Annotated in this window: 16 protein-coding genes; all 16 read left to right on the forward strand. The window is 68.9% G+C overall.

What is annotated here, in order from left to right; genetic code table 11:
- Window positions 1-344: 344 nt before the first annotated feature.
- On the forward strand, window positions 345-3,833 hold the full coding sequence (rpoB, locus tag GQR16_RS19015; RefSeq protein ID WP_157416745.1) for a DNA-directed RNA polymerase subunit beta: 3,489 nt from the start codon (window positions 345-347) through the stop codon (window positions 3,831-3,833).
- Window positions 3,834-3,876: 43 nt separating this feature from the next.
- Window positions 3,877-7,773 carry a DNA-directed RNA polymerase subunit beta' gene (gene rpoC / locus GQR16_RS19020; protein ID WP_157416746.1) on the forward strand — a complete coding sequence of 1,299 codons (3,897 nt, stop codon included), beginning with the start codon at window positions 3,877-3,879 and terminating at the stop codon, window positions 7,771-7,773.
- A 163-nt stretch (window positions 7,774-7,936) separates the two neighbouring features.
- Window positions 7,937-10,186 carry a hypothetical protein gene (locus GQR16_RS19025; protein WP_157416747.1) on the forward strand — a complete coding sequence of 750 codons (2,250 nt, stop codon included), beginning with the start codon at window positions 7,937-7,939 and terminating at the stop codon, window positions 10,184-10,186.
- A 293-nt stretch (window positions 10,187-10,479) separates the two neighbouring features.
- Window positions 10,480-12,150 (forward strand): GspE/PulE family protein, encoded by a 1,671-nt coding sequence (locus GQR16_RS19030; protein WP_157416748.1) that lies wholly within the window; start codon window positions 10,480-10,482, stop codon window positions 12,148-12,150.
- Window positions 12,151-12,202: 52 nt separating this feature from the next.
- Window positions 12,203-13,609 (forward strand): type IV pilus twitching motility protein PilT, encoded by a 1,407-nt coding sequence (locus GQR16_RS19035; RefSeq protein WP_157416749.1) that lies wholly within the window; start codon window positions 12,203-12,205, stop codon window positions 13,607-13,609.
- Window positions 13,609-14,844 (forward strand): type II secretion system F family protein, encoded by a 1,236-nt coding sequence (locus GQR16_RS19040; protein ID WP_157416750.1) that lies wholly within the window; start codon window positions 13,609-13,611, stop codon window positions 14,842-14,844. Before GQR16_RS19035 ends, GQR16_RS19040 begins: the two co-directional genes overlap by 1 nt.
- A 217-nt stretch (window positions 14,845-15,061) precedes the next feature.
- Complete coding sequence (locus tag GQR16_RS20110) at window positions 15,062-15,496, forward strand: type IV pilin protein (protein WP_157416751.1); 435 nt, start codon at window positions 15,062-15,064, stop codon at window positions 15,494-15,496.
- A 95-nt stretch (window positions 15,497-15,591) separates the two neighbouring features.
- Complete coding sequence (locus tag GQR16_RS19050; protein WP_157416752.1) at window positions 15,592-17,040, forward strand: type IV pilus modification PilV family protein; 1,449 nt, start codon at window positions 15,592-15,594, stop codon at window positions 17,038-17,040.
- Entirely contained in the window at window positions 17,040-17,759 is a 720-nt protein-coding gene (locus tag GQR16_RS19055) for a type IV pilus modification PilV family protein (RefSeq protein WP_157416753.1), read from the forward strand. Before GQR16_RS19050 ends, GQR16_RS19055 begins: the two co-directional genes overlap by 1 nt.
- Window positions 17,756-19,543 carry a hypothetical protein gene (locus tag GQR16_RS19060; protein ID WP_157416754.1) on the forward strand — a complete coding sequence of 596 codons (1,788 nt, stop codon included), beginning with the start codon at window positions 17,756-17,758 and terminating at the stop codon, window positions 19,541-19,543. The genes GQR16_RS19055 and GQR16_RS19060 overlap by 4 nt, the downstream gene beginning before the upstream one ends.
- Window positions 19,543-20,421 carry a prepilin peptidase gene (locus GQR16_RS19065; protein ID WP_157416755.1) on the forward strand — a complete coding sequence of 293 codons (879 nt, stop codon included), beginning with the start codon at window positions 19,543-19,545 and terminating at the stop codon, window positions 20,419-20,421. Before GQR16_RS19060 ends, GQR16_RS19065 begins: the two co-directional genes overlap by 1 nt.
- A gap of 145 nt (window positions 20,422-20,566) precedes the next feature.
- Window positions 20,567-21,622 carry a type IV pilus assembly protein PilM gene (pilM, locus tag GQR16_RS19070; RefSeq protein WP_157416756.1) on the forward strand — a complete coding sequence of 352 codons (1,056 nt, stop codon included), beginning with the start codon at window positions 20,567-20,569 and terminating at the stop codon, window positions 21,620-21,622.
- Window positions 21,619-22,329: a hypothetical protein gene (locus GQR16_RS19075; RefSeq protein ID WP_157416757.1), complete on the forward strand. Its 711-nt coding sequence runs from the start codon at window positions 21,619-21,621 to the stop codon at window positions 22,327-22,329. The genes pilM and GQR16_RS19075 overlap by 4 nt, the downstream gene beginning before the upstream one ends.
- Complete coding sequence (locus GQR16_RS19080) at window positions 22,326-23,126, forward strand: hypothetical protein (protein ID WP_157416758.1); 801 nt, start codon at window positions 22,326-22,328, stop codon at window positions 23,124-23,126. Before GQR16_RS19075 ends, GQR16_RS19080 begins: the two co-directional genes overlap by 4 nt.
- A gap of 106 nt (window positions 23,127-23,232) precedes the next feature.
- Entirely contained in the window at window positions 23,233-24,531 is a 1,299-nt protein-coding gene (locus GQR16_RS19085) for a hypothetical protein (protein WP_157416759.1), read from the forward strand.
- A gap of 162 nt (window positions 24,532-24,693) precedes the next feature.
- Window positions 24,694-25,568 (forward strand): RDD family protein (locus GQR16_RS19090; RefSeq protein ID WP_170298578.1); only part of this gene is annotated, 875 nt, incomplete at its 3' end.

The raw sequence follows: 25,568 nt of genomic DNA on the forward strand, positions 1-25,568 counted from the left end.
GGACCTCCATCGAGCCGTGCGAGAGGCGGCTGCGTGAGCGGCGCCCGCACGCGCTCGAAACCCGTCGATCAGCCCCCTGATCGGCGGGTTTCGTCGTGCATCACCGGGCGCCGCGGCATCCGGAAGCTGGGTTATACCTGAGACCGGCGAACAAATCAAGAATCAGCTGGACACGGCGGGTCGCAAAGTATATGGTTAACCTTTGCGCTCCCAGACCCACTATGCCTTCATATTGCGGTCGGCTTCGCATGTCGGGTTCAAACCGGCATCGGCACGCGTCTCGGGGCAATTCTCTCCGCTACCGACAGTGAACCGGCCCGACGGGGCCGATGGAGGTTATTCACTTGGCTGCTGCGCGCAACGCGACCACGCCCACTCCCAAGAACGGACGCGGTGCAAGCCGTCTCTCGTTCGCCAAGGTCACCGACACCCTCACCGTACCCGACCTGCTCGCTCTGCAGACCGAGTCCTTCGACTGGCTCGTCGGCAACGACGCGTGGAAGGCACGCGTCGAGGAGGCCGTCGAGGCCGGCCGCAAGGACCTGCCCGAGGCGACCGGTCTTGAGGAGATCTTCGAGGAGATCTCCCCGATCGAGGACCTCGGCGAGACCATGCAGCTCTCGTTCACGAACCCCGAGCTCGAGCCGCCGAAGTACACGATCGACGAGTGCAAGGAGAAGGGCAAGACCTACTCCGCACCGCTCTACGTGAACGCCGAGTTCATGAACCACCTCACCGGTGAGATCAAGACCCAGACGGTCTTCATGGGCGACTTCCCGCTCATGACCGCCCGCGGCACCTTCGTGATCAACGGCACCGAGCGCGTCGTCGTCTCGCAGCTCGTGCGTTCGCCCGGTGTCTACTTCGAGCGCACCCCCGAGAAGACGTCCGACAAGGACATCTACTCGGCTCGCGTCATCCCGAGCCGTGGTGCATGGCTCGAGTTCGAGATCGACAAGCGCGACCAGGTCGGCGTGCGCATCGACCGCAAGCGCAAGCAGTCGGTCACCGTCTTCCTCAAGGCCCTCGGCCTCACGAGCGAAGAGATCCTCGAGCAGTTCGCCGGCTACGAGTCCATCGCCCTCACCCTCGAGAAGGACAACATCCTCACGAAGGAAGAGGCGCTCAAGGACATCTACCGCAAGCTGCGTCCGGGCGAGCAGGTCGCCGCCGAGGCCGCGCGTGCGCTCCTCGACAACTTCTACTTCAACCCGAAGCGCTACGACCTCGCGAAGGTCGGCCGCTACAAGATCAACACCAAGCTCGGCCTCGAGGCTCCCCTCACCGACTCGGTGCTGACCGTCGAAGACATCGTCGCCACGATCAAGTACCTGGTCGCGCTGCACGACGAGCGCACCACGCTGCCCGGCCGTCGCAACGGCCAGGCGATCGAGCTGCGCCTCGACGTCGACGACATCGACAACTTCGGCAACCGTCGCATCCGTGCGGTCGGCGAGCTGATCCAGAACCAGGTCCGCACCGGCCTGTCCCGCATGGAGCGCGTCGTCCGCGAGCGCATGACCACGCAGGACATCGAGGCGATCACCCCGCAGACCCTGATCAACGTGCGACCCGTCGTCGCCGCGATCAAGGAGTTCTTCGGCACGTCGCAGCTCTCGCAGTTCATGGACCAGAACAACCCGCTCGCGGGCCTGACCCACAAGCGTCGCCTCTCGGCGCTCGGCCCCGGCGGTCTCTCGCGCGACCGCGCCGGCGTCGAGGTCCGAGACGTCCACCCCTCGCACTACGGCCGCATGTGCCCGATCGAGACCCCTGAAGGCCCGAACATCGGCCTGATCGGCTCGCTCGCGTCGTTCGCCCGCATCAACTCGTTCGGATTCATCGAGACGCCCTACCGCAAGGTCGTCGGCGGCAAGGTCACCGACGAGATCGAGTACCTCACCGCCATGGAGGAGAACGGTGTCATCGTCGCGCAGGCAAACGCACCGCTGAAGTCCGACGGACACTTCTCCGAGGAGCGCGTGCTCGCCCGCAAGACCGGCGGAGAGGTCGACATGATCCCCGCAGGCGAGATCGGCTACATGGACGTCTCGCCGCGCCAGATGGTGTCGGTCGGTACCTCCCTCATCCCCTTCCTCGAGCACGACGACGCGAACCGCGCCCTCATGGGTGCCAACATGCAGCGTCAGGCTGTGCCGCTGCTCCGCAGCGACTCGCCGTTCGTCGGAACCGGCATGGAGGGCTACGCGGCCATCGACGCCGGCGACGTGGTCACCGCCGACAAGCCCGGTGTCGTCACCGAGGTCTCGGCCGACTCGGTCACCGTGCAGCTCGACGAGGGCGGCACGCAGACCTACTGGCTGCGCAAGTTCGACCGCTCCAACCAGGGCACGTCGTACAACAACCGCGTCATCGTGACCGCGGGTGAGCGCATCGAGGCCGGCGAGGTCATCGCCGACGGTCCCGCGACCGACAACGGCGAGCTCGCGCTCGGCAAGAACCTCCTCGTGGCGTTCATGCCGTGGGAGGGCCACAACTTCGAAGACGCGATCATCCTCAGCCAGAACCTGGTGAAGGACGACGTGCTCTCCTCGATCCACATCGAGGAGTACGAGGTCGACGCCCGCGACACGAAGCTCGGCAAGGAGGAGATCACGCGTGACCTCCCCAACGTCAGCCCCGACCTGCTGGCAGATCTCGACGAGCGCGGCATCATCCGCATCGGCGCCGAGGTCCGCCCCGGCGACATCCTCGTCGGCAAGGTCACGCCGAAGGGCGAGACCGAGCTGTCGGCCGAAGAGCGACTGCTCCGCGCGATCTTCAACGAGAAGAGCCGCGAGGTCCGCGACACGTCCCTGAAGGTGCCTCACGGCGAGCGGGGCACGATCATCGCGGTCAAGGAGTTCTCGGCTGAGAACGACGACGAGCTCGGCTCGGGCGTCAACCAGCGCGTGGTCGTCTACATCGCCCAGAAGCGCAAGATCACCGAGGGCGACAAGCTCGCCGGCCGTCACGGCAACAAGGGCGTCATCTCCAAGATCCTGCCGGTCGAGGACATGCCGTTCCTCGCCGACGGAACCCCCGTCGACGTCATCCTGAACCCGCTCGGCATCCCCGGTCGAATGAACTTCGGCCAGGTGCTCGAGACCCACCTCGGATGGGTCGCCAAGCAGGGCTGGAAGGTCGAGGGCAACCCGTCGTGGGCCAAGAAGCTCCCGAAGGCAGCCCACGAGGCCGCCCCGGGCACCAAGGTCGCCACCCCGGTGTTCGACGGTGCCTTCGAGGAGGAGATCGCGGGTCTGCTCGACTCGACGCTCCCCAACCGCGACGGCGACCGCCTCATCGACTCGAGCGGCAAGACGCAGCTCTTCGACGGCCGCTCCGGTGAGCCCTTCCCGTACCCGGTCTCGGTCGGCTACATGTACATCCTGAAGCTGCACCACCTCGTCGACGACAAGATCCACGCGCGTTCGACGGGCCCGTACTCGATGATCACCCAGCAGCCGCTCGGTGGTAAGGCGCAGTTCGGCGGTCAGCGATTCGGTGAGATGGAGGTGTGGGCCCTCGAGGCCTACGGCGCCGCATACGCGCTCCAGGAGCTCCTCACGATCAAGTCCGACGACATCCTCGGCCGCGTCAAGGTGTACGAGGCGATCGTCAAGGGCGAGAACATCCAGGAGCCCGGCATCCCCGAGTCCTTCAAGGTGCTCATGAAGGAGATGCAGTCGCTCTGCCTGAACGTCGAGGTCCTCTCGGCCGACGGCACCGCGGTCTCCCTCCGCGACACCGATGACGAGGCATTCCGCGCAGCGGAAGAGCTCGGCATCAACATCTCCGCGCGCTTCGAGTCGTCGAACATCGACGAGATCTAAGCCTGGCCAGTAGACGACTACAGAGACTTTCCAAGGAGAGAAATTGCTCGACGCAACCACATTTGACGAGCTTCGCATTGGCCTGGCGACCGCCGACGACATCCGCAAGTGGTCTTACGGTGAGGTCAAGAAGCCCGAGACCATCAACTACCGCACCCTGAAGCCCGAGAAGGACGGTCTGTTCGGTGAGCAGATCTTCGGACCGAGCCGTGACTGGGAGTGCGCGTGCGGCAAGTACAAGCGCGTTCGCTTCAAGGGCATCGTGTGCGAGCGCTGCGGCGTGGAGGTCACCAAGTCCTCCGTCCGTCGTGAGCGCATGGGCCACATCGAGCTCGCCGCTCCCGTGACCCACATCTGGTACTTCAAGGGTGTTCCCTCGCGCCTCGGCTACCTGCTCGACATGGCGCCGAAGGACCTCGAGAAGGTCATCTACTTCGCGGCCTACATGGTCATCGACGTCGACGACGAGGGTCGTCACGCCGACATGCCCGGCCTCGAGAACGAGATCCGTCTCGAGATCAAGACGATCGGCGACCAGCGCGATGCCCGCATCGCGACGCTCATGGTCCGCAAGGAGGAGGAGCTCGCGGCCCTCGAGGCCGACGGTGCCAAGTCCGACGTGCGCAAGCGCGCCGAGGCTGCCGCCGACAAGGAGATGACCGGCGTCCGCAAGTCGGCCGACGAGCAGGTCGCGCACCTCGAGCGCGTGTGGGAGGACTTCCGCACCCTCAAGGTCGGCGACCTCAAGCCCGAAGACGCCGTGTTCCACGAGCTCCAGGACCGCTACAGCATGTACTTCACCGCCTTCATGGGCGCTGAGGCCATCAAGAAGCGCCTCGAGGCGTTCGACCTGGCCGCCGAGGCCGAAGACCTGCGCCTGCAGATCGCCGAGGGCAAGGGTCAGAAGAAGATCCGCGCCATCAAGCGCCTGCGCGTGGTGAGCTCCTTCCTGCAGACCGGCAACTCGCCGGCCGCGATGGTGCTCGACGTGGTTCCGGTGATCCCGCCGGAGCTCCGCCCGATGGTGCAGCTCGACGGTGGCCGCTTCGCGACCTCCGACCTCAACGACCTCTACCGTCGTGTGATCAACCGCAACAACCGTCTTCGTCGTCTGCTCGACCTCGGTGCCCCCGAGATCATCGTCAACAACGAGAAGCGGATGCTGCAGGAGGCCGTCGACGCGCTGTTCGACAACGGTCGTCGTGGTCGCCCCGTCACGGGTACAGGCAACCGCGCCCTCAAGTCCCTGAGCGACATGCTCAAGGGCAAGCAGGGTCGCTTCCGCCAGAACCTGCTCGGCAAGCGCGTCGACTACTCGGGCCGTTCGGTCATCGTCGTCGGCCCGCAGCTGAAGCTGCACCAGTGCGGTCTGCCCAAGCAGATGGCGCTCGAGCTCTTCAAGCCGTTCGTGATCAAGCGCCTGATCGACCTGAGCCACGCTCAGAACATCAAGGCCGCCAAGCGCATGGTCGAGCGTTCGAACCCGCACGTGTGGGACGTCCTCGAAGAGATCATCCGCGAGCGCCCCGTGCTGCTGAACCGTGCACCCACCCTGCACCGTCTCGGCATCCAGGCGTTCGAGCCGCAGCTCGTCGAGGGCAAGGCCATCCAGCTCCACCCGCTCGTGTGTGCGGCGTTCAACGCCGACTTCGACGGCGACCAGATGGCCGTGCACCTGCCGCTGTCGGTCGAGGCCCAGGCCGAGGCGCGCATCCTGATGCTCGCGTCGAACAACATCCTGAAGCCGTCCGACGGTCGTCCGGTGACCCTGCCCACGCAGGACATGATCATCGGTCTGCACCACCTGACGACCGAGAAGCCCGGCGCAGCCGGCGAGGGCCGCGCGTTCTCGTCGATCGCCGAGGCGATCCTCGCGTTCGACCAGAACAAGCCGGGCGAGATCGCGCTCGACCTCAACGCGAAGGTGCGCATCCGTCTCGACGGCGTGCACTTCGCCGAGGGCGAGGCCCCCGAGAACTTCGTCGAGGGCAAGCCGTACCTCATGGAGACCACGCTCGGTCGTGCGCTCTTCAACGAGGCGCTCCCGGTGGACTACCCGTTCTTCAACGAGCAGGCCGGCAAGGGCCAGATCTCGGCGATCGTCAACGACCTCGCCGAGCGCTACCCGAAGACCGAGGTCGCCGCGACCCTCGACCGGATCAAGGACGCCGGCTTCCGCTGGGCGACCCGTTCGGGCGTGACCGTCGCACTCTCCGACATCCTGACGCCGCCGAGCAAGGGCGAGATCGTCGGGCGGTACGAGAAGCTGGCCACGAAGGTGCAGTCGCAGTTCGAGAAGGGTCTCACGACCGACCTCGAGCGTCGTCAGGAGCTCATCCAGATCTGGACGAAGGCAACCGACGAGGTCGCCAAGGCCATGCAGGAGAACTTCCCGACCGACAACACCATCAACCGCATGGTCACGTCGGGCGCCCGTGGTAACTGGCTCCAGGTTCGCAACATCGCCGGTATGCGCGGTCTCGTGAACAACCCGAAGGGTGAGATCATCCCCCGCCCGATCATCTCCTCGTACCGCGAGGGTCTGTCGGTGGCGGAGTACTTCATCGCGACGCACGGTGCCCGCAAGGGTCTGGCCGACACGGCCCTCCGTACCGCCGACTCGGGTTACCTCACGCGTCGACTCGTCGACGTCTCGCAGGATGTCATCATCCGTGAAGAGGACTGCGGCACCGGCAAGGGCCTCGAGCTCCCCATCGCGACGACGGATGCCTCGGGCGAGCTCGTCCGCGACCCCAACGTCGAGAACTCGGTGTTCGCCCGTTCGCTCGCGGCAGACGCCGTGAACGACAAGGGCGAGGTCGTCGCCGAGGCCGGCGAAGACGTGGGCGACGTGCTCATCGACAAGCTCATCGCGGCAGGCGTGGGCACCATCAAGGTGCGCTCCGTCCTGACCTGCGAGTCGGCCGTCGGTGTCTGCGCGAAGTGCTACGGCCGTTCGCTCGCGACCGGCAAGCTCGTCGACATCGGCGAGGCCGTCGGCATCATCGCGGCCCAGTCGATCGGCGAGCCCGGCACGCAGCTCACCATGCGTACCTTCCACACCGGTGGTTCGGCCTCGGCCGATGACATCACGCAGGGTCTGCCCCGCGTGCAGGAGCTCTTCGAGGCTCGTACCCCCAAGGGTGCGTCGCCCATCGTCGAGGCCGCCGGTCGCATCACGATCGACGAGAGCGAGCGTCAGCGCAAGGTCATCCTCACGCCCGACAACGGCGACGAGCCGATCGCGTACAACGTGCTCAAGCGTTCGACCCTCCTGGTCGAAGACGGACAGCACGTCGAGCTCGGCCAGCAGCTGATCGTCGGCGCCGTCGACCCCAAGGAGGTCCTCCGGGTCAAGGGCGTGCGCGAGGTGCAGAAGCACCTCGTCGACGGTGTGCAGGGCGTCTACCGCTCGCAGGGTGTGCCGATCCACGACAAGCACATCGAGGTCATCGTGCGCCAGATGCTGCGCAAGGTCACCGTCGTCGACCACGGCGACACCGACCTGCTTCCGGGTGAGCTGGTCGACCGGTCGAAGTACCAGGAGATCAACCGCGCGACGATCACCGAGGGCAAGAAGACGGCCTCGGCGCGTCAGGAGGTCATGGGTATCACCAAGGCTTCGCTCGCGACCGAGTCGTGGCTGTCGGCCGCGTCCTTCCAGGAGACGACCCGCGTGCTCACGCAGGCCGCCATGGAGGGCAAGTCCGACCCGCTGGTCGGCCTCAAGGAGAACGTGATCATCGGAAAGCTGATCCCCGCGGGAACCGGTCTGAACAAGTACCGGAACGTCGCGGTCGAGGCGACCGACGAGGCGAAGGCGGAGCGGTACCCCAACCGCATCTTCACCGACGACGCCGCGTTCACCGAGGGCGACCTGAGCTTCGTCGACTTCGACGCGTTCTCGAACGACGACTTCACGCCCGGCAACTACAGCTAGGCGCGAATCGCACCACGAACGGCCCCCGATCCCTTGCGGATCGGGGGCCGTTCGGCGTTTCGGCCGGGATCGTGGATGCGAGACGTCATCGCCGTTCCAGTGGGTGCCCGACCCCCTAGAGTGACACTCGGCCGGTTCCGGCCGTGATCACCCTGGAGGGCATGTGCAGAAGAGTCCTGCGCGCCCACGGCGCGGCATCGTCGCCGCCGTGGTCGCACTCGTGTTGGCGTTCGCGAGCGTGGGGGCCGGCAGCGCGCCGGCGTTCGCGGCCGAGACGAACGGCACGGTCACCGGCAAGGTCACCGCTCCCGCCGGTTCGAAGGTGTACGTCTCGTTGGTGCGCCAAGGCGCGACCTACGCCAGCTCGCTGCTCGCCGCCGACGGCACGTACACGCTCTCGGCGGCAGCGGGTTCGTACACGCTGTGGTTCTGGGACTCCATCCCGGCGACGCGCACCTACCACCCGGCGCTCACGGAGTACTGGAACGACAAGTACACCCCGCAGACCGCGACGTACTTCGCCCTCGGGGCCGGCGCGAAGCTCGCGAACATGAACGCCACCATGGTCAAGGGCGGGGTCATCACCGGCAAGGTCACCGTGCCGTCGGGGTCGTCGTCGGTTCCCGCCAAGGGTGCGAAGGCATACGTGACGCTCGAGGGCTCGAACGTCACGACCCAGGCCAACGTCATCGAAAGCGACGCGAGCGGCACCTACCTGCTGAGTGGTCTCCCGTCAGGGCGATACACCCTGGGCATCTCGCAGTCACCGGCCGGCAACGCGCAGACGTGGCCGTGGACCCCGCGCAACGGGCTCGTGACGGTCACGACCGGCGCCGTGACATCCGGTATCGATCTGCTCCTCGTCGGACCGCAGGTCTCGGTGGTCTCCCATACGCTCGGCGGCGATGCGGTCGTCGGCAGCCGGCTCTACACGAGAACGGTGCTCTCGCCGTACGACGCCGTCAAGACCTACCGCTGGTACGCCGACGGCGTGCTGATCGACGGGGCGACGAGCGACGAGTTCCTGCTGACGAGCGCGCAGGCGGGCAAGTCGATCACCGCCGAGGTGACCGCGACGGCCCCGAACTACGCCACGACGAAGGCCAGCACGTCGGCAAGCGCTCGGGTGCTCACGGCCGGCACCCCGAGCGCCACGGGCGTGCCGAAGGTCGGGGCGAGCCTCACGGCCACGCCCGGCACGTGGACCGCCGGCACCGTCTTCACGTACCAGTGGTACGCCGACGGCGTGGCGATCTCGGGCGCGACGGGCAAGACGCTCGCGATCACGAGCGCGCTCGCGGGCACGTACCTGAGCGTGTGGGTGACCGGCACGCAGCCGGGCTACGGCACCGCCACTCGCACGGGGTACTCGGAGGGCCGGGTCGCGGCCACGCCGGTCCCGAAGATCAGCGGCACCGTCGCGGTCGGGAGCACGCTGACCGCCGTGCCTGGCACGTGGACCGCGGGCACGAAGCTGACGTACCAGTGGAAAGCCGACGGATCGGCGATCGGCGGTGCGACGGCTTCGACGTTCAAGCTCACGAGCGCGCAGGCGGGCAAGGCGATCACGGTGGCGACCACGGGTACGCTGCCGGGGTATCCGACGGCGACCGAGACGAGCGCGGCGACCGCGAAGGTGATCACCCGGGGTGTCGCGACCGTGACCGGAACGACCAACGTCGGCAGCACGTTGACGGCGAACCCGGGCACGTGGACCGCGGGCACGACGTTCACGTATGCGTGGTCGGCGAACGGCGCGGCGATCAGCGGGGCCACGGCGAAGACGTTCAAGCCCACGAGCGCGCAGGCGGGCAAGACGATCGCCGTGAAGGTGACCGGCAAGCTGGCCGGATTCGCGACGGCCTCGAGCACGAGCGCCGCGACCGCGACGAAGGTCGCGACCACGTCGGCGCCGACGATCAGCGGAACGGCCGCGGTGGGTGCGACCCTGACGGCTGCGCCGGGCACGTGGACGTCGGGCTCGGCGTTGACGTACCGGTGGTACGCCGACGCCGTGGCGATCAGCGGTGCGACGGCGAAGACGTTCAAGCTCACGAGCGCGCAGGCGGGCAAGGCGATCACGGTCAAGGCCACGGGCACGCTGTCGGGCTATCCGACGGTGACCCGCACGAGCGCGGCGACGGCGAAGGTGATCACGAAGGGCGTTCCCACGGTGAGCGGCACGGCGAAGGTGGGCAGCACGCTGACGGCGAACCCGGGCACGTGGACTTCGGGCACGACCCTGACGTACCGGTGGTCGGCGAACGGCACGGTGATCGCAGGCGCGACGGCGAAGACGTTCAAGCTCACGAGCGCGCAGGCGGGCAAGACCGTGCGGGTCACGGTGACGGGCGCGCGCACGGGATACGCCACGGCATCGAGCTCGAGCGCCTCGACGGCGATCGTCACGTAGGGATCCGCCCGGCACAGCACGACTCGAACGGATGCCGCGACGCTCGTCGCGGCATCCGTTCGCCGTTTGCGAGGTGACGACGTCGGCGGTCGCCGCGGACCCTGCTGGCCGCGCCGCCGCCGCTGCGACGACAGGGGGTGCCCCGCACCCGTTCGGGAGCCCCCCGCTCTGGGGGCCGCGGTCGGCGGCACGCGAATCTACTGTGTTCCCACACGTGTTGACCCGATGCGTGGTGCTCACCCCGGTGCGGTGGTCGGCCCGACGACCGCTCCGACCCGACCGTGCGGAGCGACATGCCAGTTCTGGGCGAGATCCTGATCCTGCAGGGCGATGTCCCCTACGAGCATCTGCACGAGGTCACGTCGGTCGACGACTCCGACGAGCGCGCCGTGCAGTCGCTCGTCACGCGGGGCCTCATCACCGAGCGGCAGTTGCAGCGTGCGCGGGCCGCGCAGGCCGGCGTGCCGTACATCGACGACCTGCTCGACTACCCGGTCGAGCAGGAGGCCGTCGACCTCGTGGGGCCTTCGACATGCCGGCGGCACTCGGTGCTGCCGATCGCGGTGACGGTCGACACGATCATCCTCGCGATGGCCACGCCCGGCGACGTCTTCGCGCTCGACGACGTGCGTGTCGAGTCGGGTCTGACGGTGAGTCCGGTCGTCGCCGACCGGGAGCAGCTGCTCAGCATGATCGACCGGTACCACCGCGCCGACGAGGAGCTGCTCGACCTCGCCACGACGCTCGAGGGCGAGGCCGAGGCATCCCTCACCGAGACGTTCCAGGTCGCCGATGCCGACGACGACGCGCCGATCGTGCGACTGGTCAACGTGCTGGTGTCGCAGGCGATCGCAGACTCGGCGTCCGACATCCACATCGAGCCGCAGGAGCATTCGCTGCGGGTGCGGTACCGCATCGACGGCGTGCTGCACGAGATGCAGAGCGCGCCCAAGTCCATTCAGAGCGGGGTGATCTCGCGCCTGAAGATCATGGCCGACATCGACATCGCCGAGCGCCGCAAGCCGCAGGACGGCCGCATGTCGGCGGTCGTGGGCGGGCGCAAGATCGACGTGCGCGTGGCGACGCTGCCGACGGTGTGGGGCGAGAAGGTCGTCATGCGAATCCTCGACAACTCGCATGCGAGCCTCGACCTGCGCGACCTCGGGCTGAGCCCGGCGAACCAGGCGGTGTTCGAGCGGTCGTACCGCAAGCCGCACGGCATGATCCTGGTCACCGGTCCGACGGGGTCGGGCAAGTCGACGACGCTCTACGCGACGCTGAACGCGGTGGCGCGGTCGGAGGTCAACGTGATCACCGTCGAGGATCCGGTCGAGTACCGCATGAACGGCATCAACCAGGTGCAGGTGAACACCAAGGCGGGCCTGACGTTCGCGAGCGCGCTGCGCAGCATCCTGCGCTCCGACCCCGACATCGTGCTCGTGGGCGAGATCCGCGACCGTGAGACGGCGCAGATCGCGATCGAGGCGTCGCTCACCGGCCACCTCGTGCTCTCGACGCTGCACACGAACGATGCGGCCAGCGCGGTGACGCGTCTGACCGAGATGGGCGTCGAGCCGTTCCTCGTGGGGTCCGCGGTCGACTGCGTGGTCGCGCAGCGGCTGGCCCGTCGGCTCTGCGAACGGTGCAAGGCGCCGCTCGAGGTCACGCGCGAGGAGCTCGCGGTGCTGCGCTTCGAACTGGCACCGGGCGAGGGCCTGCCCGAGATCTTCGGCGCCGTGGGCTGCCAGGCCTGCGCGAAGACGGGCTACAAGGGCCGCATCGCGCTGCACGAGGTCATGGAGGTCGACGAGCAGCTCGAGCGCCTCGCCGTCGCGCGGGCGGCCGCGAGCGAGATCGGCGCGATGGCGCGTCGGAACGGCATGAGCTCGCTGCGCGACGACGGCTGGGCGAAGGTGCGCGACGGCGTCACCTCGATCGAAGAGGTGCTGCGCGTCGCGATCTAGCGAGCGCGGCGCGAGGCACGGAGCGGGACATGAGCATCACGAGAGGCATGCGATGAATGCAGGTGAACAGCGCTGGTCGGCCGATGAGCCGCTCGACGCGGGGGTCGATCTGTGGTCGGCGGATGCCGCCGGCGGCCCTTCCGGCGCCCAGCCGGCCGTCGAGCCGAAGCACATCTGGCCCGAGGGCCTCGCGCCCGTGGCCGAGCCCGGCGTGCCGATCATCCCCGAGGGGCGCCGGGCGGTGCCGACGTGGGATTCGAGCGGGCAGACCGCTTCGGTGGTGCCGCTGACTCCGGCCGAAGAGGCGGCGCTCGCTGCGGCCGACCCGGCGCTCGTCGCTGCGCTGCGCCAGGTGCAGCTGCCGGCGGTCTCCGACCTGCATCTCGCGGTGGGGGCTGCGCCGACGTTCCGCATCGACGGCGGGCTTCGGCAGGCGACCGGGCCGGCGTGGGATTCCGAGCGCGTGCACACGGCGTTGAAGAGCCTGATGACCCCCGAGCAGGCCGAGGCGTTCGCACGCGACCTCGAGCTGGACTTCTCGTTCGCGGTGTCGCCCGAGCAGCGGTTCCGCGTGAACTACTCGATGCACCGCGGTTCGATGGGGGCGGCGTTCCGTCTGATCCCGGCCGACATCAAGGACCTGGCGGCGCTCGGCGTGCCGAAGACGGTCGAGCAGTTCGCGACCCTGCCCCGCGGCCTGGTGCTGGTCACCGGCCCGACGGGTTCGGGCAAGTCGACGACGCTCGCGGCGCTCATCGACCTCATCAACCGCACGCGCGCCGACCACATCATCACGGTCGAGGACCCGATCGAGTTCCTGCACGAGCACAAGCGGTCGATCGTGCACCAGCGCGAGGTCGGGCCCGACACGCACAGCTTCGCGGCGGCCCTCAAGTTCGCGCTGCGCCAGGACCCCGACGTGATCCTCATCGGCGAGCTCCGCGACCTCGAGACGATCTCGGCGGCCCTGACCGCGGCCGAGACCGGCCACCTCGTGTTCGCGACGCTGCACACGCAGGACGCTCCGCAGACCATCGACCGCATCATCGACGTGTTCCCGCCGCACCAGCAGGGGCAGGTGCGCCAGCAGCTCGCGGCGACGCTCCAGGGCATCGTCTGCCAGACGCTCGTGCGCCGCGCGACGGGCGAGGGACGCACGATCGCGACCGAGGTGCTGGTGATGACGCCGGCCATCGCGAACCTGATCCGCGAGGGCAAGACCTACCAGGTGGCATCCGCGATGCTGGGCGGTCGGGACCTCGGCATGCAGACCATGGACCAGTCGCTCGCGGGCCTCGTCGACGCGGCCGTCATCACCCGGCGGGTCGCGCTCGAGAAGGCGCACGACCCAGACGCGTTCGAGCAGCTCGTGCGCCGCAGCGGCGACGTGACCCGCACGAACGCCCAGAGCCTCGGCGAGATCGACTTCGGCGACGCCTACTCGAAGGGAACCCGCTGATGGCCACGGCCCAGTACACGTACACCGGTCGCGACACGGCCGGCAAGCTCGTCAAGGGGCGAATGGATGCCTCGAGCGAGTCGTCCGTCGCGGGGCGCCTGGCGGTCATGGGGCTCGCACCCGTGTCGATCGAGGAGGCGCACCCGGGCACCGGCCTGCAGCGCGAGATCTCGTTCGGCGGCAGCGGCAACGAGAACGTGCCGCTGAAGGACCTCGCGATCATGTCTCGCCAGATGGCCACGATGATCGGCGCGGGCCTGTCGATCCTGCGCACGCTCTCGGTGCTCGAGTCGCAGACCTCGTCGAAGAACCTCCAGCGCATGCTCACGAAGGTGCGCGACGAGGTCGAGCGCGGCGGGTCGGTGTCGGAGTCGTTCGCGGCGTTCGACCACACGTTCCCGCCGGTCATGATCAGCATGATGCGCGCGGGCGAGACCGGCGGATTCCTCGACCGGGCGCTGGCCTCGGTGGCCGAGACCTTCGAGAAGGAGGTGAAGCTCCGCGCGGCGATCCGCTCGGCGCTCACCTACCCCGTGATCGTGCTCATCATGGCCGTGTTCGCCGTGATCGGCATGCTCGTGTTCATCGTGCCGATCTTCAAGGACATGTTCGAGGGCCTCGGCAGCGAGCTGCCCTGGCCGACCCAGCTGCTCGTGACGCTCTCGGAGCAGATGGTCTGGATCCTGCCCGTCGTGCTCGTGCTCGGCCTCGCCTCGTGGATCTGGTGGGCCCGCAACAAGCACACCGCGAGGGTGCGTCGCACGATCGACCCGTGGAAGCTGCGGGCGCCCGTCTTCGGCCCGCTCGCGCGCAAGGTCGCGATCGCGCGGTTCGCGCGCAACCTCTCGAACATGACCGGCGCCGGCGTGCCTATTCTCCAGTCGCTGAAGATCGTCGGCGAGACGTCGGGCAACTGGGTCATCGAGCAGGCGCTCGACCGCGTGGGGGAGCAGGTGCGCAAGGGCAGCTCACTCTCTGCGCCGCTCGCGGCCGAGCAGGTGTTCCCGCCCATGGTCACGCAGATGGTGTCGGTGGGCGAGGACTCGGGCGCGCTCGAGCCCATGCTCGACAAGGTCGCCGAGTTCTACGAGCAGGAGGTCGAGACAGCCTCGGAGCAGCTCACGGCGACCATCGAGCCGCTCATGATCGCGCTGCTCGGCGTGGTCATCGGCGGCATGGTCATCGCGCTCTACCTGCCCATCTTCTCGATCGCCACGGCGGTGCAGGGCGGCTGACACGCATCCGTCGATGCGGTGACGGATGCCGCAGCCACCCGATGCTCATCGGGTGGCTCCGCCATGCGGTCGATGCGTTCGTATTGACCCCCGGAAAGGGGGTCTGATCTGGGGTAAATGTCACCCATCGTGGGACTTCCCGGCCGTGAGAGCGCGTTCCTAGACTCACCTCACAGCCGGCCCCCGCCGGGTGAGAACCCGAAAGAATGGAAGCACCGTGATCAAGCGGATCCTGGCGTCGCTCGAGGAGCGCCGTCGCAACCTCAAGGATGAGGACAAGGGCTTCACGCTCATCGAGCTGCTCGTCGTCGTCATCATCATCGGCGTGCTCGTCGCCATCGCGATCCCCGTGTATATCGGGCTGCAGAACGGGGCGAAGGATGCCGCGGCTAAGTCCGACCTGACGAACGCGAAGATCGCCGTCGTCGCGTACTACGCCGACGGCAAGACCGGCACGCCGGGCGCCGCAGCACTCGCGCCCTACGGATACACACAGAGCAGCAACGTCAGTGCCCTTGATCTCACCGGGGTCACCAGTGCGACCGCCTTCTGCATTAAGGCCGACAGCACCAGCGACGGAGGGCCGACATTCAACATCACCCAGGCCACGTCCGTTCTGAAGGGCGCGACCTGCGGGGCCGGCACGCCGTAACTCGTCCAGGAGCGGGGCGCCCCTACCAGGCGCCCCGCTCCTCGGCACCATTCGATCCACCCACTGACGGCATACCCGAAGCCCGAAGGAACCACGTGCTCCCACGCACCCGCCCTGCACCTGAGGTCGAAGTCGGCGATGAAGCCGGCCTCGGCCTCGTCGAGGTGCTCGTCGCAATGCTCGTGTTCGCGATCGTCGCCGTGAGTGTCGCCTACTCGCTCACGTTCACGCTCTCGAACACCCGCGATGCCAAGGCGCGCCAGATCGCGCTGAACCTCGCCTCGCAGGAGATCGACGAGGTTCGTGCGGTCGGCAACCCGTTCAAGGTGCACTCCGAGACGACGGTGGTCACGCAAGACGGTGAGACCTATACGATCCAGCGTTCGGTCGCATGGGTCACCTCCACCGGTTCCGACCTCTCGTGCAACGTATCGGGGGGCAGTTACCGCTACAAGCAGGTGAACGTCACCGTCGGGTGGGCGAACAAGGGGCCGACGGGCATCCCGGCTCGCAGCGACACCCTGCTCGCACCGGCCACACGAATCAACGCCCCGTCGACCGGCACGATCCTCGTTTCGGTCAAGGGAGCCGACGGGCTGCCCGAAGCGGGGGTCACGCCATCGGTCTCGCCTTCGCCTGGCACCGGGGTCACGATCGAGCCGACGGATGTCGAGGGCTGCTCGTACATCCTCGGCGCCGCCCCCGGCAGCTACACCGTGAGCATCAGCAGGTCTGGATACCTCGATGTCGCGCAGCAGGCATCGCCCTCGGTCGTGGGCGTCGTGGCCGTCGGTGCGTCGACGGCGTTCCAGTTCCAGTACGACCAGGCGGCCAGCTTCCCGGTGCGCTACGCCTCGAACGCGCTTCGCCTGCCGACTCAGACGCCTGCCGTACCGGCCGTGAAGATCGAGTACCCGGCCGAGCTGACCACCACCTATACGAACTCGAGCGGCACGTGGCCGTTCGCCACGACGGTCACCGAAGCGAGCAGCGCCACGGCCCCAGCGGGCGCGCTCGGCACCGGGACGGCCGCGACGGCCCTCCACCCCTATGCAACGGGCTACCAAGCGTTCGCCGGCACGAGCACCGCGACCTGCACGGTGCACGATCCCTCGTCCTGGGCTCCAGACACGAGGGTGACGCCCGCCCTCATCGGCTCGCGTTCCGTGTTCCAGAGCACGACGCCTGGAGGTACGGCTGCGACGCTGGCGGTGCCCATGGGGCTCGTCGATGTCGTGCGGCCGACGTCGACTCGCACCTATCTCGTCGCCATTCGGCAGCCTGACCAGATCATCCCGGGCCAGCCCGCCTGTACGGGATCGCTGACCTACTCGTTCGGCAACATCCTGACCACGACGGCTACCCGGGTCGCGCTGCCGTTCGGGTCCTGGAAGCTCTACGCCGTGACGAGCACCGGTACGACATACAACGCGACGACGGTGCTCACGACGGGCGTTACTCGGCGGACGCCCGGAACGGACCCCGTCGCGAGCGGCACGACCCAGGGTCTGCTCGCCCTCGACCCTCGGGGGGTCGCCCCGTGATGCGCGGTATCCGTCGCCGCCTGGCGACCGACGAGTCGGGGTTCAGCCTCGTCGAACTGCTCGTCGCGATCATCCTCATGGGCATCGTGCTCACGATGATCGCGAACATCTACATCTCGACGGTCAAGGCGACCGATCAGGCAGGCAGCCGGCACGCGTCCACGGGCAACGCGTCGAACGTCGCGAATGAACTCAACGCCGTCATCCGGTTCGCAACGACCAATCCGGTCGCAGGTGCGACCGACCCGGCGCCCGCTCTGCTCGCCGGCACGACCACGCGTGTCGTTTTGATGTCGACGATCGGCGCACCTCCGACGGTCGAGGCCGGCGGACGCCCGACCAAGCCCACGCTCGTGGAGTTCCAGCGCACGTCGGCCGGTCAGATGCAGGAGCGGCGCTGGAACCCGACGGCGTCGGGCACCACTTGGGTCTTCGCGGGCACCGACCCGACCGCGACCACCCCGGCCTCCACGCAATTGCTGGGCGGCACGATGCCTGCTGGCACCGTGTTCAGGTACTTCAAGGCCGACGACGGGGTCGATACGACGAACGAGGAGATCGTGCCCGCAGTAGGGGGTCTGACCAGCGCGCAACTGCCCCTCGTCGCGTCGATCGAGGTGCGGATCAGCATGGTGCCGCCGAACAAGCCGACCGCGACCCCCGTGGTCATCGTCAACCGCATCGCCCTCGCCAACCTCGGCCTCCGGGAGACCTCATGAACGATCGATCGGGCATGCTCGGCCGCATCCGCGACGACGACCGGGGTGCGGCACTGCTCACGGTGCTGGGGCTCTCGCTCGTGCTGCTCATCCTCATCGCGATCGGGGCGAGCTGGTCGCTCTCGGGGCTGCGCAAGGCCGGCACCGACAACGATTCGGGTGCGGCGCTCGCCGCGGCCTACGCAGGGGCAGACGAGTACACCAGTCGACTCGCGAACGATGCCACGTACTACAAGTACGGCAACACGGCGTCGGCCTTCACGATCGCGAGCGGCAGCACGGTCGTTGCTCCTCCGACCGCGAACCCGGCCTTCAACGTGACGGCCGCCACGAACTGGGCGACCGTCGAGGGTTCGTCTGGGCGCTCGAGCTACCGGTACGAGGTCGACAACTCGACCTTCGACCGGAACGGCGTCATCCGCATTCGCTCGACCGGCAAGGTCGGCACACAGGTGCGAAGCATCATCGTGAACATCAAGCAGAAGGGGTTCATCGACTACCTCTGGTTCACCGACTACGAGTTCGGTGACCCCATGTTCAATTCCGGCACCTGCAATGAGCCCTATAAGCACGAGTGGGAGCCGGGTGGTCGGCCGAGCGGCTGCCAGGACATCAGCTTCCTCGGCGGCGACAAGATGTACGGCCCCGCTCACTCGAACGATCGCATGCGTATCTGCGACTCGTCGTGGTTCGGCCAGATCACGACGGCCGACCCGGGAACGCCGAACTGGACTGACTGCGGAACCCAGGTCTTCGATCAGGGCCCACCGCAATCGGTCGCCTCGCAGCCGATGCCTCCGACCAACTCGGAGATGAAGTCCGAGGTGCGGGTCGACCTGAGTGCGACCGTCGCGCGACCCGGCTGTCTTTACACGGGGCCCACGACGATCACCTTCAATTCCAACGGCACGATGACCGTGATCTCGCCGTGGACCAAGGTGACGCAGCCCTCATACACCACCGGGATCGCGAGCCAGAGTCCATCGCAGTGCGGCTCGATCGCCGCGCTGAACTCGTATGCGGGAGCGACGACCCCTGTGATCGATCACAACCTCATCTACGTGCAAGACGTGCCGAGCGCGACCGGCACGGGCATCGAGCCGAACCGTCCGTCGAGTTCCGGCTTTCTGCCGACAGCCTTCACCTGCACTGGCACGGGCGCGTCGAGTGGTTGGCAGTTCCGGCAGTCCGCCGGCAATGCCTGGCCGCGCATCGGATACCCCTACTACGGCAACTCCACCGCGACGACCGAAGCGATCCCGCCGTCTCCGGTCTCGAGTGCGACGACCCCCTCGTACGACTGCCGGCGTGGTGACGTCTTCGTGCGCGGACAGGTCGACGGGGCCGTGACGATCGCGGCAACGACCGTGTATGTGACCGGCGACATCACCTACGTCGACTCCAACGACGACGTGCTCGGTCTCGTCGGCCAGAACTCGGTGTGGGTGTGGAACCCGATGCGTTCCGACGACGTGGCGATCAACCCGAACGGCACGGGCAACCGCCGCATCGACGCCGCGATCCTGTCGGTCGGCCACGTCTTCCAAGCACAGAACTACGCGATCGGCGGCCGTCGGGGAAACCTCACTGTGAACGGCGCGATCGCTCAGAAGTTCCGCGGCATCGTCGTCGAGAACGGCGGATACATCAAGGACTACCACTACGACGCGAAGTTCAAGACGATCGCGCCCCCGAAGTTCCTGACGCCCACCACGACGACCTACGGCGTCACCCAGTACGCCTCCACGAAGGCCGCCTACACCTCGATCGGAGCGCCGAACTGATGCCCGCCGTCGCCACGCTCGCCACCGCGCTGCCCGCCGTGCTCGTCGCGGCCGTCGGCGTGCTCGGGCTCGCGATCGGGTCGTTCCTCAACGTGGTCGTGTACCGGGTGCCGGCGGGCAAGTCGGTCGTGGCGCCGCCGAGCGCGTGCCCCGAGTGCGGCAGCGAGATCCGCCCGCGCGACAACGTGCCGGTGCTGTCGTGGCTCGTGCTGCGGGGGCGCTGCCGCGACTGCTCGGCGCCGATCTCGGCGCGGTATCCGCTCGTCGAGCTCTTCACGGGGGTCGCGTTCGCGTGCATCGCCGCGTGGGTCGCGTTCGGTCAGGGTTCAGAGGCGTCGGATGCCGGTGCGCAGGCCACGACCGGCACCCTCACCGTGCAGCTGCTCGACCTGGCGATCATGCTCGTGCTGGCCGGCGTCAGCATCGCGCTGGCGCTCATCGACCTCGACACGAAGCGCCTGCCGAACGTGATCGTCATGTGGGCGGCGATCCTGCTCGGCGCACTCGTGATCGTCGCCTCGCTCGCGGCCGACGAGCCCGAGGCGATCGGGCGTGCGCTCATCGGCGGGGTCGGGCTCTTCGCCGTCTACCTGCTGCTCGCGATCGTGTCGCGGGGCGGCATGGGCATGGGCGACGTGAAGCTCGCGGGCGTGCTCGGCCTCGTGCTCGCGTACTTCGGCTGGGCCGAGCTCTTCGTCGGCGCGTTCGCCGCGTTCCTGCTCGGCGGCATCGCCGGCATCGCGCTCCTCCTGACCCGCAAGGCGGGGCGGCGCACCGCGATCCCGTTCGGCCCGTGGATGCTGCTCGGCGCGTGGGTCGGCATCGTCTTCGGGCAGCCGCTCGCCGCCTGGTATCTCGGCCTCGCCGGATTCGGGTGACCCGACCGGACCCGACCGAGACCGACGACGCCGGCCCGCGGCATCCGCCCCTCACGAACAGACCCTGCAGCACCGCACGAACCCAGCACCAGCACCAGCACCGCACCAGCACCACAGCACAGCACGACGAACGAAGGAACCCGAGATGGCACGAACACTCGCCGGCATCGACATCGGCAACGGCTCGATCCGCGCGGCGGAGGTCGCCGACAGCGGCGGCCGCAAGACGCCCGTGCTCACCCACTACGCCGAGATGACCCTGCCGGAGGGCGCGGTCGTCGGTGGCGAGGTGCGCGAGCTCAACACCGTCGCGGCGGCCGTGCGTTCGCTCTGGACGCGCGGCGGCTTCACGACGAAGCACGTCGTGCTCGGCATCGGCGGCGAGCGGGTGCTCGCCCGCGACTTCACCGTGCGCCGAGCGCCGCTCGCGCAGATCCGCGAGTCGCTGCAGTTCGAGGCGCGCGACGTGCTGCCGATGGCGATCAGCGACGCCGTGCTCGACTTCTATCCCAAGTCCGAGGGCGTGAGCGAGCAGGGGCCGGTCGTGACGGGCCTGCTCATCGCAGCCCCGAAGGACGTCGTGCTCGGCAACGTGCGCGCCGTGCAGGCGGCGGGGCTGACTGCGGCGGATGTCGACCTCATCCCGTTCGCCCTGACCCGGGCGCTCGTGACGCGTGCCGGGGTCGAGGGCACGGTCGCGGTCGTCGACATCGGTGCCGAGACGACGACGACCCTCGTCGTGCGCGACGGCGTCGTGCAGTTCGTGCGCATCGTGCACACGGGCGGCAACGCCGTGACGGGCGAGATCCTGAAGGAGCTCGACTCCGACCCCGCGACGGCCGAGTCGATCAAGCGCGAGCTCGGGCTGCGCCTCACCGACGCCGAGACCGCCGACGGGCGCCAAGCCGTCGAGGTCATCGCGAACGTGGTGCGCGGCCAGCTCGCGGCGATCCGCAACACCATCGCGTACTACCAGAACAGCCATGCCGACGAACCCGTCACGCGCGTGCTGCTCACCGGCGGAGGCGCGCACCTCAAGGGGCTCGCGACCGCGCTCGGCGAACTCACCCGCCTGCCCGTCGAGCACGTCGACGCGTTCTCGGCCGTGAAGCTCGGGCACCGCCTCGAACGCGCGGGCCTGAACGGCGACGCGAGACACATGGCCGTCGCGGTCGGCCTCGCACTCGGGAGCGCGGCATGAGCGCGCGGGGCGTCGGCGAGGCCATCGTCGCCGCGGAGCCCAGGGCCAGCCTGCTGCCGGAGGAGATCCGCACCGAACGAGCCGTCAAGCGCACGCGTCGCGGCCTCGTGTTCGGCGTGCTCGGCACGTTCGTCGTGGCGGCCCTCGCGATCGGCGCGATGTTCGCCCTGCAGGTGCAGGCCTCGGTGCAGCTCGCGCTCTCGCAGGCGCACACCACGAACCTGCTGCAGCAGCAGACCGAGTACGGCGAGATCCGCGAGCTCCGCAGCAACGTCATGATCGTCTCGCAGGCGCAGGAGATCGGCGCCTCGACCGAGATCGACTGGCGCGACTACCTCGAGGACGTGCAGGCGACGCTGCCCGTCGGCGTCGTCGTCACGCAGGCCGACATCGACTCGGCCACGCCCATGACCCCGTACGCGCAGTCGACCGCGCCGCTCCAGGGCGAGCGCGTCGCGACCATCGCGTTCACCGCGACCAGCCCGACCCTGCCCGACGTGCCCGTCTGGCTCGACGGCCTCGCCACCCTGCCCGGTTACGCGGATGCGCTGCCCGGCGAGGTCACCGCGACCGAACAGGGCCAATGGACGGTCAGCATCACGATGCACGTCGACCAGTCGGTGTTCACGAAGCGATTCGCGCCACCGACGGATGCCGCATCCGAACCTGCAGCAGATGGCACCGACGCCACGAAGGACGGTGAATGAGCATGACCTCACGCAACCGGCTCTGGGTGATCGGATCCGTCGCCGCCATGGTGGTGATCCTGCTGCTGGCGTGGTTCATCGGCATCCAGCCGCAGCTCGCGTCGTTGCAGGCGCTCCACGCCCAGCAGCAGTCGATCGACGCGCAGAACGCGCGCGAGCAGGCCGTGCTCGACCAGCTGCAGGCCGACGCCGACGACGCCGACCAGCTCGAGGCCGAATGGAAGACGGCCTCTGCATCGGTGCCCGACGGCACCGGCGTGCCGGACTTCATCAACCAGCTCTACGCGCTGCAGACGAGCACGGGCGTCACCATCGAGCGCATCACGGTGAGCGATGCGGCCCCGTTCGTCGCGGCGGCGCCCGCGGTGCCCGTCGACGCGGCCACCGACGGCAGCGCGACCGATGCGGGTGCCGACCCGGCGGCCACGACCGGCACGTCGACGGATGCTGCGGCCGGCGCCGCGACCTCCACGACGCTCGACGCCTCGAACTTCGCGACGCTGCAGATCGGCGTCGAGGTGTCGGGGGAGTACGCCGCGATCCTCGAGTTCGTGCACGGGCTGCAGTCGGGAGCCCGACTCATGCTCGTGAACGAGGTCGAGGTCAGCACCGTGGCGGTCGACCCGAACGCCGGCGCACCCGTCTACGACGAGTCCGGCGCGCTCGTGACCCCCGCAGCCCCGGCCGCGGCCAGCCACCAGGCCCGCATCGGCGGCTTCATCTTCTCGCTCGTGAACGCCGACGAGGCCGCCTCCACCCAGTCGGATCTCGGCGCCGATCAGGCCGCCGGCGAGTAGTCGACGCTCCACGAAAAGCACCGCGCGCGCTCCCGAGCGCGCGCGGTGCTCGTTGCTAGCATGAGCCAACGACCGCGGGTGCGTGGCGCCCGGAAGGAGCGCGATCATGAGCGACACGACGAGTGGCCCTGACGAGACCGGTGCGACTCCGTCCGACGAGGCCGACGCCACCCTGCCCGCCGACGAGACGGCGAGCAAGGGTTCCGAGACGGCCGACGAGGTCGCGGGGGTCGATGAGATCGACGAGTTCGACGGGGTCGACGACGCGGTGACGGATGCCCCGGGGGAGCCCCCGGTCGATGAGCCCGCCGCTGCAGCGGCCGACGTCGAGCCCGAGGCGGCTGCCGAGCCCGAGGCGTTCGCGGCGCCGGAGCCCGCTCCCGCACCCGAGCCCGTGGCGTCGGACTCCGTGGAGCCTGCGCCCGTCGCTGCGGCCGACCCGGCCCCCGAGCCCGTCGCCGACCCGGTGCCCGAGCCCGCCTCAGCCCCCGAGCCCGCCGCCGACACGGCCGTCGATGCCGACGCCGCACGCACGGCCCGCCTCGACGAGGCCGTCGAACGCGCGAACGCCGGCGCCGCGACATCCGCCGAGCCGGAGTACGAGATCGACTACGAATCCGCCGCCGAGCCCGACCCGGCGCCCGAGACCCTCGCCGCCCCAGCCGTGACCCCGTCGGAGCCGACACCCGAGCCGTTCACCGAGCCCGTGCCCGACCCGGTGACGGCCGGCAGCGTGCGCCGCGAGACGTACATTCCGCCGGGGGCCGCGGCGACCGCCGTCGGAGCCGCGACGCTCGCGCCCGAACCGCTCATCACGCCGCCGACGCCGGTGCCGCCGCAGACGATCTACGTGCAGGCGCCCGTGCCGCCGAAGTCGAAGGGCAACCGCGGATTCGGCGTGCTCGTCGCAGCGATCGGCGCCGTCGCGTTCGCGCTGATCTACGCGGCCGTCACCTACCTGCTGCTGCTCAGCCGCGGCGACCAGGGGGCCGCGACCGACGAGTTCGTGAAGTTCCTCGCCGGACCCTACTGGGCCTTGTTCTGGGTGCCGACCATCGCACTGTTCCTCGGATTCGCGCTGCTCGCCGCGATCATCAACCGCGGCCCGTGGTGGACCTACGCGGTCTTCGGACTGCTCGTGGGCGTGCTCGTGTACTTCTCGTACATCGGCGCCTCGCTGCTGGCGGTGCAGGCCTGGACCCTCACCTTCGCCGAGGCGCAGAGCTTCATCGGCGAACGCTGGCTCGACCCGTTCGCGATCATCGCGGGCGTCATCGCCCGCGAGATCCCGATCTGGCTCGGCGGCTGGATCGCCGCGCGAGGCCGCACCGTCACCGAGCGCAACCGCCTGGCGCTCGAGGCCTACGACCGCGAACTCGCGGCGGGGCCGAGACCCGTCGTCTGAGCGGATGCCGCGGCACCCCGACGTTCACACCGTGAACACCGGGGTGCCGCGGCTCGTTTAGGGTTGTGCGGGAGACGGAAGCCTCCATGGTGACCACTCCCCATGGACAGCGCCCGCCGAATCGGGTTCGCTGGCTCGTTGACCCTGCGCCCGAGGAGCCTCATGAGCATCACGATGCACGTCGACGACGAGCCCACGCCGGGGCTCGGTCCCGACGGCCGGCCCGATCCCGCCTACGCGGCGGCGCTCGGCCTCGTTCCCGCTCCGACCGGGCGCCGTTCCGCCGCCTTCACGATCGACGCGGCGATCTGGATCGTGCTGGCCGCCCCCACGATCTTCGGTGCCGTCGCGCTGTCGACCGCGGTGCTCGAGGCCGGCGGAGACGCCTCGACGGTCGATCTCGCGGGTCTCTCCGGGCCGCTCATCGCCATCGCCGTCGGGCAGGCGCTCACGGCCGTGTTCGGGCTCATCCAGCTCATCTCGCACGGCCTGCGCGGCGTCACCGTCGGCAAGGCCGCGCTCGGCATCCGCTCGGTCAGCGTCGTCGACTTCGGCAAGGCCGGCTTCTGGCGCATCGCGCTGCGTGCGCTCGTGCTGTGGCTGAGCTGGGTCGTGCTGCTCGCCATCGGGCCGGCGCTCATGTTCCTCTCCTCCAACTGGGACCCCGAGCGGCGCGGTCGCAGCTGGCTCGACCGCATCGGCCGCAGCTACGCCGTCGACGCCCGTCACGGACTCGACCCGTTCGACGCCAAGGCCATGCGGCACGCGCAGCGCCTGCTCGCCTCGCCGCGCGAGCAGGGCTCCGTGAAGCCGCCCTCGCTCGCGAGCGACCGCCCGGCGGGCGAGGAGTTCCTCATCCCGTCGCAGCGTTCGAGCTCGGGCGTCGTCTCCGCCGGCGGATCCGTCGACACCGGGCAGTGGGCCCCGCCGCCCGTCGGCGCGACGGCGCCGCCCGCACCCGGGCAACCCGGTCAGCCGGCGCCCGGCCTGCCCTCGCCGCTGCCGCCGATGCCCGCGACCTCGGCTCCGGCCGCGTC

This window comes from Agromyces allii (assembly GCF_009749385.1).
Lineage (GTDB): Bacteria > Actinomycetota > Actinomycetes > Actinomycetales > Microbacteriaceae > Agromyces > Agromyces allii.

Coding starts and splice junctions, on each gene's coding strand:
- GQR16_RS19030 (WP_157416748.1), top strand. CDS start 10,480: ATGCCAGTTCTGGGCGAGATCCTGATCCTGCAGGGCGATGTCCCCTAC.
- GQR16_RS19035 (WP_157416749.1), top strand. CDS start 12,203: ATGAATGCAGGTGAACAGCGCTGGTCGGCCGATGAGCCGCTCGACGCG.
- GQR16_RS19040 (WP_157416750.1), top strand. CDS start 13,609: ATGGCCACGGCCCAGTACACGTACACCGGTCGCGACACGGCCGGCAAG.
- GQR16_RS19055 (WP_157416753.1), top strand. CDS start 17,040: ATGCGCGGTATCCGTCGCCGCCTGGCGACCGACGAGTCGGGGTTCAGC.
- GQR16_RS19060 (WP_157416754.1), top strand. CDS start 17,756: ATGAACGATCGATCGGGCATGCTCGGCCGCATCCGCGACGACGACCGG.
- GQR16_RS19065 (WP_157416755.1), top strand. CDS start 19,543: ATGCCCGCCGTCGCCACGCTCGCCACCGCGCTGCCCGCCGTGCTCGTC.
- pilM (WP_157416756.1), top strand. CDS start 20,567: ATGGCACGAACACTCGCCGGCATCGACATCGGCAACGGCTCGATCCGC.
- GQR16_RS19075 (WP_157416757.1), top strand. CDS start 21,619: ATGAGCGCGCGGGGCGTCGGCGAGGCCATCGTCGCCGCGGAGCCCAGG.
- GQR16_RS19080 (WP_157416758.1), top strand. CDS start 22,326: ATGAGCATGACCTCACGCAACCGGCTCTGGGTGATCGGATCCGTCGCC.
- GQR16_RS19085 (WP_157416759.1), top strand. CDS start 23,233: ATGAGCGACACGACGAGTGGCCCTGACGAGACCGGTGCGACTCCGTCC.